Origin of the sequence: Pengzhenrongella phosphoraccumulans, from assembly GCF_045689905.1 — a bacterium.
GTDB classification, from domain to species: Bacteria; Actinomycetota; Actinomycetes; order Actinomycetales; family Cellulomonadaceae; genus Pengzhenrongella; species Pengzhenrongella phosphoraccumulans.
The window spans coordinates 1154337-1171627 of record NZ_CP144210.1 but is presented as its reverse complement, the minus strand read 5'-3'; the positions used below and the strand labels follow the sequence as shown (position 1 = coordinate 1171627).

Below are 17291 nucleotides of genomic sequence, written 5' to 3'. Positions count from 1 at the left end.
TCGAAGAATGTCGACGCGTTGCTCTATCTCTCGCACCCTGTCGTTGTTGCGCAGGATGCCCCCACCGGACACGGGTGCAAGGACTACATCGATGTCGATTGACCACACCATCCTCGAGATGCGCTCGATCACCAAGGAATTCCCTGGGGTCAAGGCCCTCTCCGACGTCTCGATCGTCGTCGCAGCGGGCGAGATCCACGCGATCTGCGGTGAGAACGGCGCCGGCAAGTCGACCTTGATGAACGTGCTCTCGGGGGTCTACCCCGCGGGGACCTACAGCGGCGAGATCATCTTCCAGGGCGAGCCGGTCCACTTCAAGGACATCGGCGCCAGCGAAGCGGCCGGGATCGTGATCATCCACCAGGAGCTCGCGCTCATCCCCGAGCTGTCGATCACCGAGAACATCTTCCTCGGCAACGAGCCGACGCGGTTCGGGGCGATCGACTGGCAGAGCGCCAAGCGCCGGGCCCTCGAGCTCCTCGCGCGGGTCGGCCTCAAGGACGACCCCGACACCCAGATCAAGCACATCGGCGTCGGCAAGCAGCAGCTGGTCGAGATCGCCAAGGCCCTGAGCAAGTCGGTCAAGCTCCTCATCCTCGACGAGCCGACGGCGGCCCTGAACGAGGCGGACTCCCAGCACCTGCTCGACCTCATCCGGGGCCTGAAGGGCAAGGGCATCAGCTCGATCATGATCTCGCACAAGCTCAACGAGATCGAGCAGATCGCCGACTCGATCACGATCCTGCGCGACGGCCGGACGATCGAGACGCTGAACATCAAGAACGACGGCGTCAACGAGGATCGGATCATCCGCGGCATGGTCGGCCGGAGCCTCGAGAGCCGCTTCCCGGACCGGACGCCGCACATCGGAGAGGTGTTCTTCGAGGTGCGCGACTGGACCGTGCAGCACCCGCAGATCTCGGAGCGTCTGGTCTGCAAGAGCTCGAACTTCACGGTGCGCCGCGGCGAGATCGTCGGCTTCGCCGGACTCATGGGTGCCGGCCGCACCGAGCTCGCGATGAGCATCTTCGGCCGGTCGTACGGCAACTTCATCTCCGGGGAGATCTACAAGGACGGCGACCAGATCCAGCTGCGCAGCGTCTCCGAGGCGATCGACCACGGGCTGGCGTACGTCAGCGAGGACCGCAAGGCGCTCGGACTGAACCTGATCGACGACATCAAGCGCTCGATCGTGAGCGCGAAGCTCTCCAAGATCTCGGTCGGGCAGGTCGTCAGCGGCGCGAAGGAGTTCCAGCAGAGCGACGCGTACCGCAAGAGCCTGCGGATCAAGACCGGCAGCGTCGACGACGGCGTCCGCAAGCTCTCGGGCGGCAACCAGCAGAAGGTCGTCCTCGCGAAGTGGATGTTCTCCGACCCTGACCTGCTGATCCTCGACGAGCCGACGCGCGGCATCGACGTCGGTGCCAAGTACGAGATCTACGGGATCATCCAGGCGCTCGCCGCCCAGGGCAAGGGCGTGATCATGATCTCGTCCGAGCTCCCCGAGCTGCTCGGGCTGGCCGACCGGATCTACACGATCTTCGAGGGCGCCATCACCGACTGCATCGCGGCCGCGGACGCCGATCCCGAATCCCTCATGAGAAGCATGACCTCAGCGAAGAAGAAAGTCGACAGCAAATGAGCGCACCGACGAGCTCCGACACGTCCGGCTTCAAGGATCTCAAGAAGATCTTCGGTGGCGGAAAATCCGATCTGCGACAGTTCGGGATCCTGTTCAGCCTCATCGCCATCGTGGCCCTTTTTCAGTGGTCCACGAACGGCCTGACGCTTTCGTCCGGAAACCTGATCAACCTGGTCGGCCAGTATTCCTACATCCTGATTCTCGCCATCGGGATGGTCATGGTGATCATCGCCGGGCACATCGACCTGTCGGTCGGGTCGGTCGCGGCTTTCACCGGGATCGTGGTGGCGATCTCGATGGACTCCTGGCACCTCCCGTGGCCGCTCGCGGTTCTGCTCGGGCTGGTCGTCGGCGTCCTGATCGGGGCCTGGCAGGGGTTCTGGGTCGCCTACATCGGCGTGCCCGCCTTCATCGTCACCCTCGCGGGGATGCTGATCTTCCGCGGTGGCAACCAGCTCATCGGCAACGCCCGGACCGTGCCGGTCCCTGAGGGCTTCACCTCGATCGGGGCCGGGTACCTCCCGGAGATCGGCCCGAACACGGGCTACAACAACCTCACCCTCGTGCTCGGCCTCCTCGTCGTCGTCGCCGTCGTGCTCAAGGAGTGGCGCGCCCGCCGCGTCCAGCAGTCCATGGGGTCGGCGACGGTCCCCGCGTGGGTCAGCATCGTCAAGCTCGTGCTGATCGGCTCCGTCGTCGTGTATCTCACGCTGCAGTTCGCGAGCGGCCGCACCGGCACGAGCTTCCCGATCTCGGGCATCATCCTCGGCGTCCTGGTGATCTTCTACGCGTTCGTCACCCGCAACACGATCTTCGGCCGGCACGTCTACGCGGTCGGCGGCAACAAGCTCGCGGCCGAGCTCTCCGGGGTCAAGTCCAAGCGGGTCAACTTCATGGTCATGATGAACATGGCGATCCTGTCGGCGCTCGCCGGCATGATCTTCGTCGCCCGGTCGGTCGCCTCCGGCCCGCAGGACGGGATCGGCTGGGAGCTGGACGCGATCGCGGCGGTCTTCATCGGTGGCGCGGCGGTAGCCGGCGGTATCGGCACCGTGACCGGGTCGATCATCGGTGGCCTCGTGATGGCCGTGCTCAACAACGGCCTCCAGCTCGAGGGTGTCGGCTCCGACAAGGTGCAGATCATCAAGGGCATGGTGCTTCTCATCGCCGTGGGCGTGGACGTCTGGAACAAGAGCCAGGGGCGCCCGTCGATCATCGGACTGCTGACGGGTGGCGGGAAGAAGCTGCCGGTCGCTCGGGCCGTCGACGGCCCGCTGGGCAGTGCCGCTCCGGACCCCGTCATCCCGGCGCTCCCCGTGCCGTAGGGCGGGCCGCGGGCCGGAGCCTCGACGGGGCCCGGCCCCCACCCCCGCGATGTGTTCGCCGACACCAACGCTCCGCCCGCGCGCGACAGGCGCGCAATCACTCTCCTGCTGCGCCCGAACCTAGGCGTTGCTGACCCCCAGATCCGCCTTGGATCAACTCACCGAAGAGAAATGGATCGAGATGCGCAAGAGTCTCATCACGACGGCAGCCCTGGCTGCGGTCGGCCTCCTGGCACTGTCCGGCTGCTCGAGCCGTACGGACGCCACCACCGACCCCAGTGCCGCAGCCGGCTTCGCCGCCGACTCGGTCATCGGGATCGCCCTGCCGTCGAAGACCTCGGAGAACTGGGTCCTCGCGGGCCAGCTGTTCGAGGACGGCCTCAAGGCTGCCGGCTTCAAGGGTGACGTGCAGTACGCGGGTGCCTCGACCACGGTCAAGGACCAGCAGGACCAGATCTCGGCGATGGTCACCAACGGTGCCAAGGTCATCATCATCGGTGCGGCCGACGGCGGCCAGCTCGCCACCCAGGCCAAGGCGGCCCACGACGCGGGCGCCATCGTCATCGCGTACGACCGCATGATCCTCAACACGGCCGACGTCGACTACTACGTCGCCTACGACAACTTCAAGGTCGGCCAGCTTCAGGGCCAGGCCCTGCTCGACGGCCTCAAGGCCAAGAAGGCCGAGGGCCCGTACAACATCGAGCTCTTCTCGGGCTCCTCGGACGACGCCAACTCCTCCGTCTTCTTCGGTGGTGCCATGGACGTCCTGCAGCCGAAGATCGATGACGGCACGCTCGTCGTCGCCTCCGGCCAGACCGACATCAAGCAGACGGCGACCGCCGGCTGGAAGGCCGAGAACGCCCAGAGCCGCGCCGATGCGCTCCTCACGAGCACGTACGGCACCCTCTCGCTCGATGGCGTCCTGTCCCCGAACGACACCCTCGCCCGCGCGATCCTGACGTCGGTCGAGAGCCAGGGCAAGCCCCTGCCGGTCGTCACCGGTCAGGACTCCGAGGTTGAGTCCGTGAAGTCGATCATGGCGGGCAAGCAGTACTCGACGATCAACAAGGACACCCGCGTGCTCGTGGCCAAGGCCATCGACATGGCGAAGGTCCTGCAGACCGGCAAGACCCCCGAGGTCAACGACACCAAGTCCTACGACAACGGCGTCAAGATCGTCCCCGCCTACCTGCTTCCCCCGGTCATCGTGACCAAGGCGAACGCGGCCGAGGCCTACGCGAACGACCCGGTTCTCTCCCCGCTCACCAAGTAGTCGGTCCGCAGGAAGAGTCACCACGCACGAAGGTCAGGCCGGTCCCCGCTGCCGCGGGGGCCGGCCTTTCGCGTGGGCGGTGTCACCGCTCTCTTTGTGGGCGGTATCACCGCGATATCTGTGGGCGGTATCACCGCTCTAACGGGTTCCCTGGTGAGGGTAGGCATCGATAACCTGGGGATATGTCTGATTCTGTCCCGACCTCCGCCTCGCCGGCGCCCCGCCCGCGCAAGGTGCCCCGCATCGTGGTCCTTGGCGGTGGCACCGTCGGGCTGTACTCCGCCCGCCGGCTGCGCCGCCGGCTCGGCAAGCACGAGGCCGCGATCGTCGTCGTCGACCCCCGGCCGTACATGACCTACGCGCCGTTCCTGCCCGAGGCCGCCGCGGGGTCGATCGACCCCCGCAACGCCGTCGCGCCGCACCGCCGCGCGCTCAAGGGCGTCGACGTCCTGTACGGCAAGGTCAGCGCGATCCGGCACGCCGACCGCAAGGTCGAGATCACGCCCGAGGAGGGCGACCCCTACGAGATCACGTACGACCACCTGATCGTCGGGCTCGGCTCGGTCGCGCGGACGCTGCCGATCCCCGGGCTGGCCGAGGAGGGCATCGGCTTCAAGAACATCGAAGAGGCCATCGCCGTCCGTAACCACGTGCTCAACCGGATCGACGTCGCGTCGTCGATCTGGGACCCGGAGCTGCGCCGCAAGATGCTGACGTTCGTCTTCGTCGGTGGCGGCTTCGCCGGGGTCGAGGCGCTCGCGGAGGTCGAGGACATGGCGCGCGCGTCGGCGAAGTACTACGACTCGCTCGACCTGTCCGAGCTGCGGTTCGTGCTCGTGGAGGGGTCGGCCCGCATCCTGCCCGAGGTGAGCGAGGAGCTCGGCGGCTACACGCTCGACGAGCTGCGCAAACGGAACATCGAGATCCACCTGTCGACGTTCCTCACCTCGTGCGTCGGCGGTCACGTCGTGCTCTCCAGCGGGGTCGAGTTCGACGCCGAGACGCTGGTGTGGACCGCCGGCGTGATGGCGAACCCGGTGCTCAAGAACTCGGACCTCCCGCTCGACAAGCTGGGCCGCGTGATCTGCCTGCCGACCCTGCAGATCGCCACGGCCGACGGCGTCGTCGTGGCGGACGCCTGGGCCGCGGGGGACTGCGCCGCCGTCCCGGACCTGTACAACCCCGGTCAGACCTGCCCGCCGAACGCGCAGCACGCGCTGCGCGAGGGCAACCACCTGGGCGACAACGTGGCCCGGATCCTGCGCAGCGACGCCCCGACCGAGTACAAGCACCGCAACGTCGGCGCGGTCGCCTCGCTCGGCATGTACAAGGGCGTCGCGCAGATGTTCGGCCGGATCAAGGTGCGCGGGTTCCTCGCATGGGTGCTGCACCGCACGTACCACGTGTTCGCGATGCCGACCCTGAACCGCAAGGTCCGGATCATGGCCGACTGGACCAGCTCGCTGATCTTCCGGCGCGAGGTCGTGGCCCTCGGGTCGCTGCACGACCCGCGCGCGGAGTTCCGCGCGGCGTCGGTCCGGATCCCGCTCCCGCCGGTGGAGCCGGCGGCCTGAGTCGTCAGGCCCGGATCTGCGGCAGGATGGGCGCCGGCCCCCGTAGCCCAATTGGCAGAGGCAACCGGCTTAAACCCGGTCCAGTGCGGGTTCAAACCCCGTCGGGGGCACACCGATCATCACTTGGCGCGAAACCAGTCGTTCAGGCGACCACGCTGATGGACAGGGCCAGCTCGTCGAGGACCGGCAGCAGCTCGTCGACGAGCACCAGGTTGAAGTCCGCGGCGATGACGACGATGTCGAGGCCGCCGCTCTTCCAGGCGTACTGGACGATCGCGGCGAGGTCGTGGTCCGGGCCGCCGGTGTCCACATACCGCATCGACCGGATCCCGGCGCCGAGCTGGGGGGCGACGAACGGGCGCGACTCGGGTGTCCGGGTAGCCGCCGGGTCATTGACCGCGGCCAGGTCCTCGAGCGTGAGCTCGTCGGAGGCGGCGTTGTACAGGACGCTCACGAAGAACAGGAACCGGTCGGGTGCGGCCAGGTAGATGAACCGGGACTCGTCGTCCGGCCGCTCCGCGGCGATCGCCTGCAGCGAGGTCCCGAGCCAGGCGGTCGTGGCGGCGTCGAGCTGGTGAGCCGGTCCGAGCAGGTCGCAGACGGTGGCGACCCAGTGGTCGAGGTTCTCGAAGCCGTTCCAGGGCCAGCTCTCGGGCACGTACAGCCAGCTGTCCTGGTCGAAGTCCACCCGGATCGTCGTCATCGAGATACCTCCGTCGGGCCTGGGACGGTCTTTCGGCGGCGCCGGGGGGTGGGTGCGGTCTCGCGCCAGCTGCGGGGGAGGAGGTGCAGCGCGCCGAGCAGCAGGCGAAGGAAGAAGAGCGCGGCGGCCGCCGCGAAGAGGAACGAGGCCCAGATTCCCTCGTTGGCGATCCCCGGGGCGCCGTGGAACGCGGCGCCCATCTGCGCGGTCAGCAAGACCGCGCCCGCGGACGTCCACATCAGCATGGCGCGGCTGGTGCCGGGGAAGGTACGCAGGGGGAGAGGGAAGGTCCACACCGACAGGAACAGGGCTGCGAGGGCGGGCAGGAAGAACAGCCACGACTGCGGGTCGAAGGCCGGGTACCCCGGCGCCCAGCCCCACATGCCCCCGTCGGATTCGAGGGGAGACGTCCCGGCGACGAGCCCAATGATCATGATGATGATCACGGGGAAGAAGCCTGTGACCACGTAGAAGACGCCCGCGATCCAGAACACCACGTCGGTGAGGTCCTCGGCCCACGCTTGCCGGCCCGGCTTCGCAATGCGTCGTGGTCGACTGCGATCACGTGTCATGGACCGTTTTCCCCCCAGGGTTCGAACGAAACCCTAGCGTGGTGCGTCACGGAAGATCACGGCTCACCTGGGTCGATGCCGGGGTGCAGACCCGATCGCGTGGGCGTGGGCGGAATGTGCGTCGCTCGGGTCGCGTTGTCTGACACAGCGCACGATCACGCACCCCGCTGGTCACGCACGATGATTCACGACGAGTGGAGAGCACTGATGGGCGAGGTCGCACTGATCGAGGGGGTCCGGCTCCGGGTCGGCGCGGCACTGTTCGCGCGGGTCGCGGGCGAACGGGGGCCCGCGCAGCGCGACCGGATCCACAACCGCCCGGGCGACCGCTGGTTCGCACCCGACTCCGCCATCCATCAGGTGCACGGCGACGCGTCGATGTTCGTCGGGGGGTTGCGAGCCCTCCTGCTCCAGTCCCTGCATCCCGGCGCCATGGCCGCGGTGGCGGCCCACTCGGGCTACCTGGGCGACCCGTGGGGTCGGCTCGAGCGCACCAGCACCTTCCTCGCGATGACTACCTTCGGGGCGGCCGACGACGCCGCCGCGATCGTCGCGCACGTGCGTTCCGTGCACGAGCGGATCAGCGGCGTCACACCGGAGGGCCTGGCCTACGCGGCCTCCGACCCGCACCTGCTGCGGTGGGTGCACGTCGCCGAGGCCGACAGCTTCCTGGCCGCGCACCAGCGCTACGGCGACAAGCCCCTCGACCGCGCAGGCTGCGACCGGTACGTGGCCGACGTCGCCGTCGTCGGCGAGCATCTCGGGGTGATCGATCCGCCGCGGACCTATGCGCAGCTCAAGGCCGAGATCGAGGCCTACCGCCCCGAGCTCGCCGAGACGCCGGCCGCTCGCGAGGCCGCCCGCTTCATCCTGCTGCGCCCCCCCGTGCCGTGGGTCGCGCTGCCGCCGTACACGGCACTGACCGGAGCTGCCGTCGGGCTTCTCCCACGGTGGGCCCGCAAGCCGTTGGGCCTGCCCTACCTGCCCCCGTCGAGGCGACCGTCGTGCGGGCGAGCGGGCACGCGATCACGTCGATCATTCGTTGGGCGATGGCGCCCGCAGCATGATCTGACGGGTCCGTACAGGACGTTCGTCCGTTCAGGCCCGCGATTCAGCATGCCGTCGTAGTCTGCGAGGACACCTCTCAAAGGACGTACCAATGAAGCTACACGCCGTACGCACGCATCCCTCCGCCGACCAGCTGCCGCGTCAGGAGCAGCTCGCCTGGCGCTTCGCGGCGCTCGCGGTCGACCCGGTCGAGGTCGAGCCCGCCGTCGTGGAGATGATCGGCAACCGGATCATCGACAACGCGTCCGTGGCTGCCGCGTCCATCGCGCGCCACCCGGCCGTCTCCGCCCGTGCCCAGGCCGTGGCCCACCCCGCCGCGCCCGGCAGCACGGTGTTCGGCCTCGCCGCCGATCGCGGGTTCTCGCCCGAGTGGGCCGCCTGGGCGAACGGCGTCGCCGTGCGGGAGCTCGACTACCACGACACGTTCCTGGCCGCGGAGTACTCCCACCCCGGCGACAACATCCCGCCGATCCTCGCGGTCGCCCAGCACCTGGGCCGCAGCGGACGCGACCTCGTGCGCGGCATCGCAACCGGTTACGAGATCCAGGTCGACCTGGTCAAGGGCATGTGCCTGCACGAGCACAAGATCGACCACGTCGCCCACCTCGGCCCGAGCGCCGCAGCCGGGATCGGCACCGCGCTCGGCCTCGACGCCGAGACCATCTTCCAGGCCGTCGGGCAGGCGCTGCACACCACGACCGCGACGCGGCAGTCGCGCAAGGGCGAGATCTCGTCCTGGAAGGCCTACGCCCCCGCGTTCGCCGGGAAGATGGCCATCGAGGCCGTCGACCGCGCGATGCGCGGCGAGACGTCGCCGACGCCGATCTACGAGGGCGAGGACGGCTTCATCGCCTGGCTCCTGTCCGGCCCCGAGCACGTCTACCAGATCCCGCTGCCCGGACCGGGCGAGTCCAAGCGCGCGATCCTCGACACGTACACCAAGGAGCACTCGGCGGAGTACCAGTCGCAGGCGCTCATCGACCTCGCCCGCCGCATGGGGCCGCTGGTCGGGGACACCGCACGCGTGCGCAGCATCGTGATCCACACGAGCCACCACACGCACTACGTGATCGGCACCGGGGCGAACGACCCGCAGAAGATGGACCCGACGGCGTCGCGCGAGACGCTCGACCACTCGATCATGTACATCTTCGCGGTCGCGCTGCAGGACGGCGCCTGGCACCACGAGCGGTCCTACGCCCCCGAGCGGGCCGCGCGCCCCGACACCGTGGCCCTCTGGCACAAGATCTCCACCGCCGAGGACCCGGAGTGGACCCGCCGCTACCACGCCATCGACCCCGCCGAGAAGGCGTTCGGGGGTCGCGTGGTCATCACGCTCGACGACGGGACCGTGCTCGAGGACGAGCTCGCCGTCGCCGACGCGCACCCGCTGGGGGTCCGGCCGTTCGCCCGCCCGCAGTACATCGAGAAGTTCCGGACCCTGGCGACGGGCGTCATCGACGACGACGAGCAGGACCGGTTCCTCGCCGCGGTCGCCGAGCTGCCCGACCTGCCGGCCGGTGAGCTGCACCGGCTGTCGTTCACGGTCGCCGCCGACCGGCTGGGAGACACCGCCGCCACGAGCAAGGGGATCTTCTGATGTTGGGCTCGAGCATCTCGGCTGCCGCCAAGAGGGAGACCTTCCGGGCCGGGCTGGCCTCGGGCAGCCTGCTGCGGATGCCGGGGGCGTTCTCCCCGCTCGTCGCGCGGATCGTCCAGGAGACCGGGTTCGACGGCGTCTACGTGTCCGGGGCCGCGCTCTCGGCCGACCTCGCGCTGCCCGACATCGGCCTGACCACGCTCACCGAGGTGGCCGCCCGGGGTGGTGCCATCGCGCAGGGCACCGACCTGCCGACCCTCATCGACGCCGACACCGGCTTCGGTGAGCCGCTCAACGCCGCCCGGACCGTCCGGGTGCTGGAGCAGGCCGGGCTCGCCGGGCTGCACCTCGAGGACCAGGTCAACCCCAAGCGGTGCGGGCACCTGGACAACAAGGCAGTGGTGTCCGTCGCGGAGATGATCGGCCGGATCCGGGCCGCCGTCGATGCGCGGACCGACCCGAACTTCGTCATCTGCGCGCGCACCGATGCGCGCAGCGTCGAGGGTCTCGCGGCCGCGATCGACCGGTCCAAGGCGTATGCGGACGCCGGCGCGGACATGATCTTCGCCGAGGCGCTCGCGGACGAGTCCGAGTTCGAGGCGTTCCGCGCCGGGGTCGACATCCCGCTGCTCGCGAACATGACGGAGTTCGGCAAGTCCAAGCTGCTCGACGCGGCGACGCTCGAGAAGCTCGGCTTCAACGTCGTCATCTACCCGGTCACGACCCTGCGGATCGCCATGGGCGCCGTCGAGGCCGGACTGCGCACCATCGCCGCCACCGGCACGCAGGAGTCCGTCGTCCCGGTCATGCAGACGCGGGCGCGGCTCTACGAGCTGCTCGACTACGCCGAGTACAACCAGTTCGACTCGACAGTTTTCAACTTCACCTTGGGGGGTGCTGATCAGTGACGACAGCAACGGACAACATGGCAACCACTGGCGCAGCACCGGAGCCGGCACCGCCGGTGATCCACCGCGGTCTCGCGGGCGTGGTCGCCGACACCACGAAGGTCTCGAACGTCATGAAGGAGACCAACTCCCTGACGTACCGCGGCTACTCGGTCCAGGACCTCACCGCGCACTGCAGCTTCGAGCAGGTCTGCTACCTCATGTGGCACGGCGAGCTGCCGACGCCGGAGCAGCTCGAGGAGTTCGAGACCAAGCAGCGCTCGCGCCGGGCGCTGTCGCCGGGCCTCATGCTCGCCCTGCGGCTGCTCCCGACGGTCTGTCACCCGATGGACACGCTGCGCACCGCGGTCAGCTGGATCGGTTCCGAGGACCCGGACGCGGAGACGAACGACCCGGAGAAGAACCAGATCAAGAGCGAGTGGCTGCTCGCCCAGATCGCGACCGTCGTCGCGATCGACCACCGCCGTCGGCTCGGCCTCGAGCCGATCCCGCCGGACGAGTCGCTGAACTACGTGGACAACTTCTTCCACATGACGTTTGGCTCGGTGCCCTCCAAGGAGATCACGCACGCCTTCGAGACCTCGCTGATCTTGTACATGGAGCACTCGTTCAACGCCTCGACGTTCACGGCGCGCGTGGTCACGTCGACCATGTCCGACCAGTACAGCGCCGTCACTGCCGCCATCGGCGCCCTCAAGGGCCCGCTGCACGGTGGCGCGAACGAGGCCGTCATGCACACGATGCTCGAGATCGGTGACCCGGACAAGGCCGAGGCCTGGATGCTCAACGAGCTGGCCGAGCACCGCAAGGTCATGGGGTTCGGTCACCGGGTCTACAAGAACGAGGACTCGCGGGTCCCGACGATGAAGGCCGCGTTCTGGAACACGGCCGCGGTCGTCGAGGGCGGCGAGCGCTGGACCACGATGTACACCGAGCTGGAGCAGACCATGCTCAAGGCGCGGGGGATCTGGCCGAACCTGGACTTCCCGACCGGGCCAACGTACTACCTCATGGGCTTCAACATCGAGATGTTCACGCCGATGTTCGTGATGTCCCGCATCGTGGGTTGGACCGCCCACATCGCCGAGCAGCGCGCGCACAACTCGCTGATCCGTCCGTTGAGCAGCTACGACGGCGTCGCGCAGCGGGACGTCCCGGCCGAGCTGGCCACGCGCGGCCTGACCGCGTAGGTCGTCGCTGACGCGCCCGGGGGGCGCGGTCGAAAGGGCTCGGCACACCGGTGCCGGGCCCTTTCGGCGTTTCTGCGCGGTCTCGCTCTGTCCAGTGCCGTCCAGCGCCCGACGGCGATCAGCCCGGCTTGACGAGGCCCGACTCGTAGGCGAGCACGACGGCCTGCACCCGGTCGCGGAGCTGAAGCTTGCCGAGGATCCGCCCGACGTGCGTCTTCACGGTGGCCTCCGACAGCACGAAGTGCTCGGCGATCTCCGCGTTGCTCATCCCCTCGGCGATCGTCCCGAGCACCTCGAGCTCGCGCGGGGTCAGCAGGCGCAGGCGCGGGTCCAGCCCGTCGCCCCCGGGCGGGACGTCGCCCGTCGCCGGCAGGTACCCGGAGAACATCTCGAGCATGCGTCGAGTCACGCGGGGTGAGATGACCGCGTCGCCGGCGGCCACCGTGCGAATCGCCGCCGTCAGCTCGGCCGGTCGGGCGTCCTTGAGCAGGAACCCGCTCGCGCCGGCGCGCAGCCCGGCGAACGCGTACTCGTCGAGGTCGAACGTCGTCAGGATGATGACGCGGCACTCGGGCAACGCGGCGACGATGCGCTCGGTCGCGTCGATCCCGTTCATCCCGGGCATCCGAACGTCCATGAGCACGACGTCGGGGCGCAGCGCGATGGCCTGCGTGACGGCGAGCGCGCCGTCGCCCGCCTCGCCCAGCACCACCAGGTCGTCCTCCGCCTCGAGCACGAGCCGGAAGCCCATCCGCAGCAACGCCTGGTCGTCGACCAGCAGCAGCCCGATCGGGTGCGCGGGGGAGGGGCCGGACCGGGTCTGAGGATTCTCCACGGGAGCAGTCTCCACCAGGGCGGGTGCGGGTTCGGTCACCGCCGCCCGATCGCCGTCCGTCCGTTCGTCGCTCACCCCGGGGTGTCGTCCCACGTCAGGACCGCGTGGGTCCGCCAGCCGCCCGCATGGGGCCCGGCCTCCACGACCCCGCCGTAGACGGCCGCCCGCTCGCGCATCCCGATGATGCCCTTGCCGCCCGCGGTCACGAGACCGCCGCTCCCCGGACGTGTCGGCGCGCTCATCCCGGCGCCGCCCGCGGCCGGCGGGGGCACCGCGGAGGCTCGCGCGCGCAGGCCGCCGTCGTCGGTCACGGTGATCTCGACCCGGCCGACGGCGTAGCTGAGCACGAGGTCGACGAGGCCGGCGCCGCGCGCGTGGCGCAGGGAGTTCGTGAGGGACTCCTGGATGATGCGGTAGACCGCGAGCTGCAGACCGGGGTCGGTGGGCAGCGGTTCGCCGGCGAACGTCGTGCGGACGGGGAGCCCGGCGTTGCGGAAACCCTCGACGAGCTCGGCGAGGTCGGTGACGCCCGGCTGCGGACCGAGCGGCGCCTCGGGGTCGCGCAGCACCCCGAGCACGCGGCGCATGTCGGCGAGCGCGGTCCGCCCGGTTTCGGAGAGCTCGGTCACCGCGTCGCGGGCGCGCTCGGGGGAGCGGTCGAGCGCGGCGCTCGCGCCGTCGGCCAGGGCGATCATGACCGAGAGGCTGTGTGCGACGACGTCGTGCATCTCGCGCGCGATGCGGGTGCGCTCCTGCGCCGCTGCGAGCTTGATCTGGTGGTCGCGCTCGACCGCGAGCCGGTTCGCGCGGTCCACGAGCGCGGCGAGGTGCAGCCGGCGGTTGCGTACGTTGGTGCCGATCGCGATTGCGGCGAGGGAGACGATCAGCAGGCTCGTGATCGAGGAGACGCGCGCGTCGGTGAGGGACTCTCCGTCGGCCGGGCCGAAGAACAGGCCCGACCCGTCGGGGCCGGGAACCGGGTGCTGCCAGAGCCAGACCGCTCCGGACGTCGTGATCCCGAGCACGAGCGACGTCAGCCACGTGGTGCGCAGCGGCCGGGCGACGGCGACCGCGTAGATCGCGAACGCGATGGCCAGGTCGTACCCGTTGAGGTTTCCCGTCACCCCGACCGTGATCGCGGCGAGGCTGCCGATCGCCGTCGCGGTCCAGACCGGGTAGAGCCGGCGCCACATCAGCGCGACGGAGCCGACGACGGCGAGCACCCCGAGCGAGATCTGCGACTGGTCGGAGAAGATTCCCGCGAGCAGTGCGGGCACGCCGAACAGCGCGGCCACCAGCACATCCATCGCCCGCGGATGCCGCAGGAAGTACCGCCGCACCGGCCCGAGCCGCCGAGTGTTCAGCTCGGTGAAGACGGGCTCAACCCCACTCACGACCCCACCCCTCTCCCTCTCCCGATCCCTCTCCCGGACCAAACGGCCCCGCGAACTCGGAGGTTTGACGCGAACTCGCACACCACAGTGTGCGAGTTCGACGCAAACCTCCGAGTTCGCGGGGGGTGGGGCATGGGGGGGAGGGAGGGGAGGTGGTGGGTTGGTGGGGGTTACGCGTTGCGGCGCTTGAGGAGGACCGCTGCCGCGGTGAGGAGGACGACGACCCAGGCGACCAGGACCGCGAAGCCCTCCCAGGGGCTGAGGACGGCGCCGGTGGCGGTCGTGGCCATGAGGTCGATCTGGGCCTGCGGCATCATCAGCTGCGCGCCCGCCGTGGACGGCAGGAACGGGCTGACCTTCTCGAAGAATGTCAGCGGGATGAGCAGGAAGACGTTCTCGACGACCAGGAGGAGGCCGAGCACCGCCGCGAGGGCGGCAGCGGAGTGCCGTAGCAGCGCACCGAACGCGTACGCGAGCAGGGCGATCGTGGTCAGGTAGAGCGCCGCGCCGAGCAGGATCCGGACCTGCTCCGGGTCACCGAGGTCGACGGCGAGGTCGAGCGGGGCGAGCATCGCGCGGGTGGCGAGGACGGAGATCCCGATCGCGATGCAGCTGACCACGAAGGAGGTGACGCCGAGCACGAGGGCCTTGGCCCACAGTGCGGGCAGCCGGGTCGGGACCGCAGCCAGCGTCGAGCGGATCATGCCGGTGGAGTACTCCCCGCTGATCACCAGGACGCCGAGCACCGCGAGGGTGAGCTGGCCGAAGAAGTACCCGCCGGTCGCGACGTTGGCGCCGGTCAGCCCCCCGAAGTCGTTCGGGTTGCCACCCTGGCCGGTGGAGCTGGTCACGCCCCACGCGAACAGCAGGGAGATGCCGACCATGAGCACGACGGTCGTGGCGAGCGTCCAGATCGTGGAGCGTAGCGTGCGGAACTTGATCCACTCGGACCGGACGATGCGCGGGAACGTGAGGTGGATGCGGCTGTCTTCCCGGCGAGCGCCCGGGAGCGCGTCGGTCGAGGTGGTGAGGGTCTGCGTGCTCATCGGTTCGCGCCTTCCGGGCTGACGTGGGCTGCGTGGGTGCCGGGCTCGCCGGTGAGGTGGTCGAATCCTGGACCGGTCGGGGCCGAGTGGTACTCGACCGAGTCCTGCGTGAGGGACATGTATGCGTCCTCGAGCGAACCCACCACCGGGGTGAGCTCGTGCAGCACGAGCTGCGCGGCGGCGGCGGCCTCGCCGATCGCCTCCGCGGTGCTGCCGGTGATCTCGACGGCCTGCGGGGCGGTGGACGTGAAGGACACGCCCGGGCCGGCGAGCAGCTCGACGAGCTGCGAGGCCTGGGGGCTGCGCACGCGCACCGTGGTCCCGGCGGCCCGCGCGACGATGTCGGCGACCGGGGCGTCCGCGAGCACGCGTCCGCGGCCGACGACGATGATGTGGTCCGCGGTGAGGGCCATCTCGCTCATGAGGTGCGAGGACAGGAAGACCGTCCGACCCTCGCTCGCGAGGTAGCGCACGAGGTTGCGAACCCAGACGACGCCCTCGGGGTCGAGACCGTTGACCGGCTCGTCGAGGATCAGGGTGTGCGGGTTGCCGAGCAGCGCGGACGCGATGCCCAGGCGCTGGCCCATGCCGAGCGAGAAGCCGCCGACGCGCTTCTTGGCGACCGACTCGAGCCCGGTCATCTCGATGACCTCGTTGATCCGGGTCTTGCCGATGCCGTGCGTGGCGCCCATCGCGAGCAGGTGGTTGTACGCGCTGCGGCCGGTGTGGACCGCCTTGGCGTCGAGCAGCGCGCCGACCTGCCGCAGCGGGTCGCGGTGCTGGGCGTACGGGCGACCGTTGACGGTCACCGTGCCGTGCGTGGGGCGGTCCAGGCCGACGATCATCCGCATCGTGGTCGACTTGCCGGCACCGTTCGGGCCGAGGAAGCCGGTGACCAGGCCGGGTTGGACGGTGAACGAGATGTCGTCGACCGCGGTCTTCTTTCCGTATCGCTTGGTCAGGCCGTGGGCCTCGATCATGGGAGATTCCTTCGGGTCGATGGCGGTTCGGGTACGGGTTCGACGGTAGGGCCGCCACCTCCCTCGGCGAGACCCCCGGGGGAGGGATCTCGCTGTGAGCACGCTGTACGCCGCAAGGAGGATGCGTGCGTCGCAGGGATGAACTCCGCGCTCGCGGCGCGATCGGCGCGGCGGGCGGGAACGCCGGCGTCATGTGGGGCGTTGCGTACAGTAATGATCGGCCAGTCAACTTGCGCCGATCTGCGCCCCAGCGCGGGGCGGGCACCGCGCGACCAGGAGGAATCGATGAGCAACCCCGTCTTCGACAACAACCCGGTGTTCCGGGACCCGAAGAAGGCCGGCAAGCCCAACCAGGCCGGTCGGCAGTCCGGCACCGTCGTGCAGGACACCACCGCAACGACGGCGGGCTACACCGCCGCCCAGCTCGACCAGATGTACGGCTCGCCGTCCGCCACCTCGGCGCAGACCGGCCGGATGACGTATGACGACGTGATCATGAAGAGCGGGTTCCTGCTCACGATCGTGGTCGTCGCCGCCGCGGTGACGTGGTTCGTGGCGCCCGAGGCGGTGCGGATGCCGCTCGCGATCGGTGGCGCGCTCATCGGCTTCGTGCTCGGCATGGTCAACTCGTTCAAGAAGAGCCCCAGCCCTGCGCTGATCATGCTGTACGGCGTGGCCGAGGGCGTGTTCCTCGGTGGGATCTCCTGGTACTTCGAGGCCCAGTGGCCCGGCATCGTGGTGCAGGCCGTCCTCGCCACCATGTCGACGTTCGCCGCCTGCCTTGTGCTCTTCCGCTCGGGCAAGGTGCGCGTCACCCCTAAGTTCACCAGGTGGCTGCTGATCGCGATGGTCGGCTACCTCGTGTTCTCGCTGGTCAACGTAGTTCTGATCTGGTTCAACGTCGGCGGCGGCGACTTCGGGCCGCTGCGCAGCGGCCCCATGGGCATCGTCGTCGGGCTGTTTGCGGTCGGCCTGGCCGCCGCGATGCTGATCGTCGACTTCGACTCCATCAAGCGCGGCGTGGAGATGGGCGTCCCGGCGAAGCTCGCCTGGACCGCCGCCTTCGGCCTGGTCGTCACCCTCGTGTGGATGTACCTGGAGTTCCTGCGGCTGATCGCGATCTTCCGCAACTAGCCTCGGCTCGACCCACCCACCACGCCGCAACGTCCGAGCGCTGA

Annotated in this window: 15 protein-coding genes and 1 tRNA gene; 10 read left to right on the top strand and 6 right to left on the bottom strand. The window is 69.4% G+C overall.

The genetic code is table 11. The features are described from left to right. The first annotated feature begins 91 nt into the window (after positions 1-91). From mmsA to VTA80_RS05485, 5 genes are all read left to right on the top strand, one after another. Complete coding sequence (gene mmsA, locus VTA80_RS05505) at positions 92-1642, top strand: multiple monosaccharide ABC transporter ATP-binding protein (RefSeq protein WP_407344393.1); 1551 nt, start codon at positions 92-94, stop codon at positions 1640-1642. After that, positions 1639-2967: a multiple monosaccharide ABC transporter permease gene (gene mmsB / locus VTA80_RS05500; RefSeq protein ID WP_407344392.1), complete on the top strand. Its 1329-nt coding sequence runs from the start codon at positions 1639-1641 to the stop codon at positions 2965-2967. The genes mmsA and mmsB overlap by 4 nt, the downstream gene beginning before the upstream one ends. A 181-nt stretch (positions 2968-3148) precedes the next feature. Beyond that, entirely contained in the window at positions 3149-4243 is a 1095-nt protein-coding gene (locus VTA80_RS05495; RefSeq protein ID WP_407344391.1) for a substrate-binding domain-containing protein, read from the top strand. Between the two features lie 182 nt (positions 4244-4425). Then, on the top strand, positions 4426-5817 hold the full coding sequence (locus tag VTA80_RS05490; RefSeq protein ID WP_407344390.1) for an NAD(P)/FAD-dependent oxidoreductase: 1392 nt from the start codon (positions 4426-4428) through the stop codon (positions 5815-5817). A gap of 36 nt (positions 5818-5853) precedes the next feature. Beyond that, positions 5854-5927 (top strand) — tRNA-Leu (locus VTA80_RS05485). Between the two features lie 32 nt (positions 5928-5959). Here VTA80_RS05485 and VTA80_RS05480 read toward each other — a convergent pair. Next, complete coding sequence (locus VTA80_RS05480) at positions 5960-6520, bottom strand: hypothetical protein (protein WP_407344389.1); 561 nt, start codon at positions 6518-6520, stop codon at positions 5960-5962. Next, positions 6517-7092 carry a hypothetical protein gene (locus VTA80_RS05475; RefSeq protein WP_407344388.1) on the bottom strand — a complete coding sequence of 192 codons (576 nt, stop codon included), beginning with the start codon at positions 7090-7092 and terminating at the stop codon, positions 6517-6519. The genes VTA80_RS05480 and VTA80_RS05475 overlap by 4 nt, the downstream gene beginning before the upstream one ends. Before the next feature lie 207 nt (positions 7093-7299). Here VTA80_RS05475 and VTA80_RS05470 point away from each other — a divergent pair, with 207 nt between their 5' ends. From VTA80_RS05470 to VTA80_RS05455, 4 genes are read left to right on the top strand one after another with little or no spacing between them, the layout of a single operon-like run. After that, positions 7300-8220 carry an oxygenase MpaB family protein gene (locus VTA80_RS05470; protein ID WP_407344387.1) on the top strand — a complete coding sequence of 307 codons (921 nt, stop codon included), beginning with the start codon at positions 7300-7302 and terminating at the stop codon, positions 8218-8220. Between the two features lie 31 nt (positions 8221-8251). Beyond that, positions 8252-9760 carry an MmgE/PrpD family protein gene (locus VTA80_RS05465; RefSeq protein ID WP_407344386.1) on the top strand — a complete coding sequence of 503 codons (1509 nt, stop codon included), beginning with the start codon at positions 8252-8254 and terminating at the stop codon, positions 9758-9760. Next, a complete protein-coding gene (gene prpB / locus VTA80_RS05460) occupies positions 9760-10668 on the top strand; it encodes a methylisocitrate lyase (RefSeq protein ID WP_407344385.1) in 909 nt (302 codons plus the stop codon). Before VTA80_RS05465 ends, prpB begins: the two co-directional genes overlap by 1 nt. A 17-nt stretch (positions 10669-10685) precedes the next feature. Then, on the top strand, positions 10686-11858 hold the full coding sequence (locus VTA80_RS05455) for a bifunctional 2-methylcitrate synthase/citrate synthase (RefSeq protein ID WP_407344384.1): 1173 nt from the start codon (positions 10686-10688) through the stop codon (positions 11856-11858). Positions 11859-11976: 118 nt separating this feature from the next. On the opposite strand, the gene VTA80_RS05450 is transcribed toward VTA80_RS05455, so the two are convergent. From VTA80_RS05450 to VTA80_RS05435, 4 genes are all read right to left on the bottom strand, one after another. Continuing rightward, a complete protein-coding gene (locus VTA80_RS05450) occupies positions 11977-12693 on the bottom strand; it encodes a response regulator (protein WP_407344383.1) in 717 nt (238 codons plus the stop codon). Between the two features lie 71 nt (positions 12694-12764). Beyond that, the gene (locus VTA80_RS05445) at positions 12765-14087 is read right to left on the bottom strand and encodes a sensor histidine kinase (protein WP_407344382.1); all 1323 of its coding nucleotides are present in this window, start codon (positions 14085-14087) and stop codon (positions 12765-12767) included. Between the two features lie 170 nt (positions 14088-14257). After that, the gene (locus tag VTA80_RS05440; RefSeq protein WP_407344381.1) at positions 14258-15133 is read right to left on the bottom strand and encodes an ABC transporter permease subunit; all 876 of its coding nucleotides are present in this window, start codon (positions 15131-15133) and stop codon (positions 14258-14260) included. Then, positions 15130-16113, bottom strand: a complete 984-nt coding sequence (locus VTA80_RS05435; protein WP_407344380.1) for an ABC transporter ATP-binding protein — start codon at positions 16111-16113, stop codon at positions 15130-15132. Before VTA80_RS05435 ends, VTA80_RS05440 begins: the two co-directional genes overlap by 4 nt. Before the next feature lie 285 nt (positions 16114-16398). Here VTA80_RS05435 and VTA80_RS05430 point away from each other — a divergent pair, with 285 nt between their 5' ends. Then, positions 16399-17247: a Bax inhibitor-1/YccA family protein gene (locus tag VTA80_RS05430; protein WP_407344379.1), complete on the top strand. Its 849-nt coding sequence runs from the start codon at positions 16399-16401 to the stop codon at positions 17245-17247. The last annotated feature ends 44 nt before the right edge of the window (positions 17248-17291 follow it).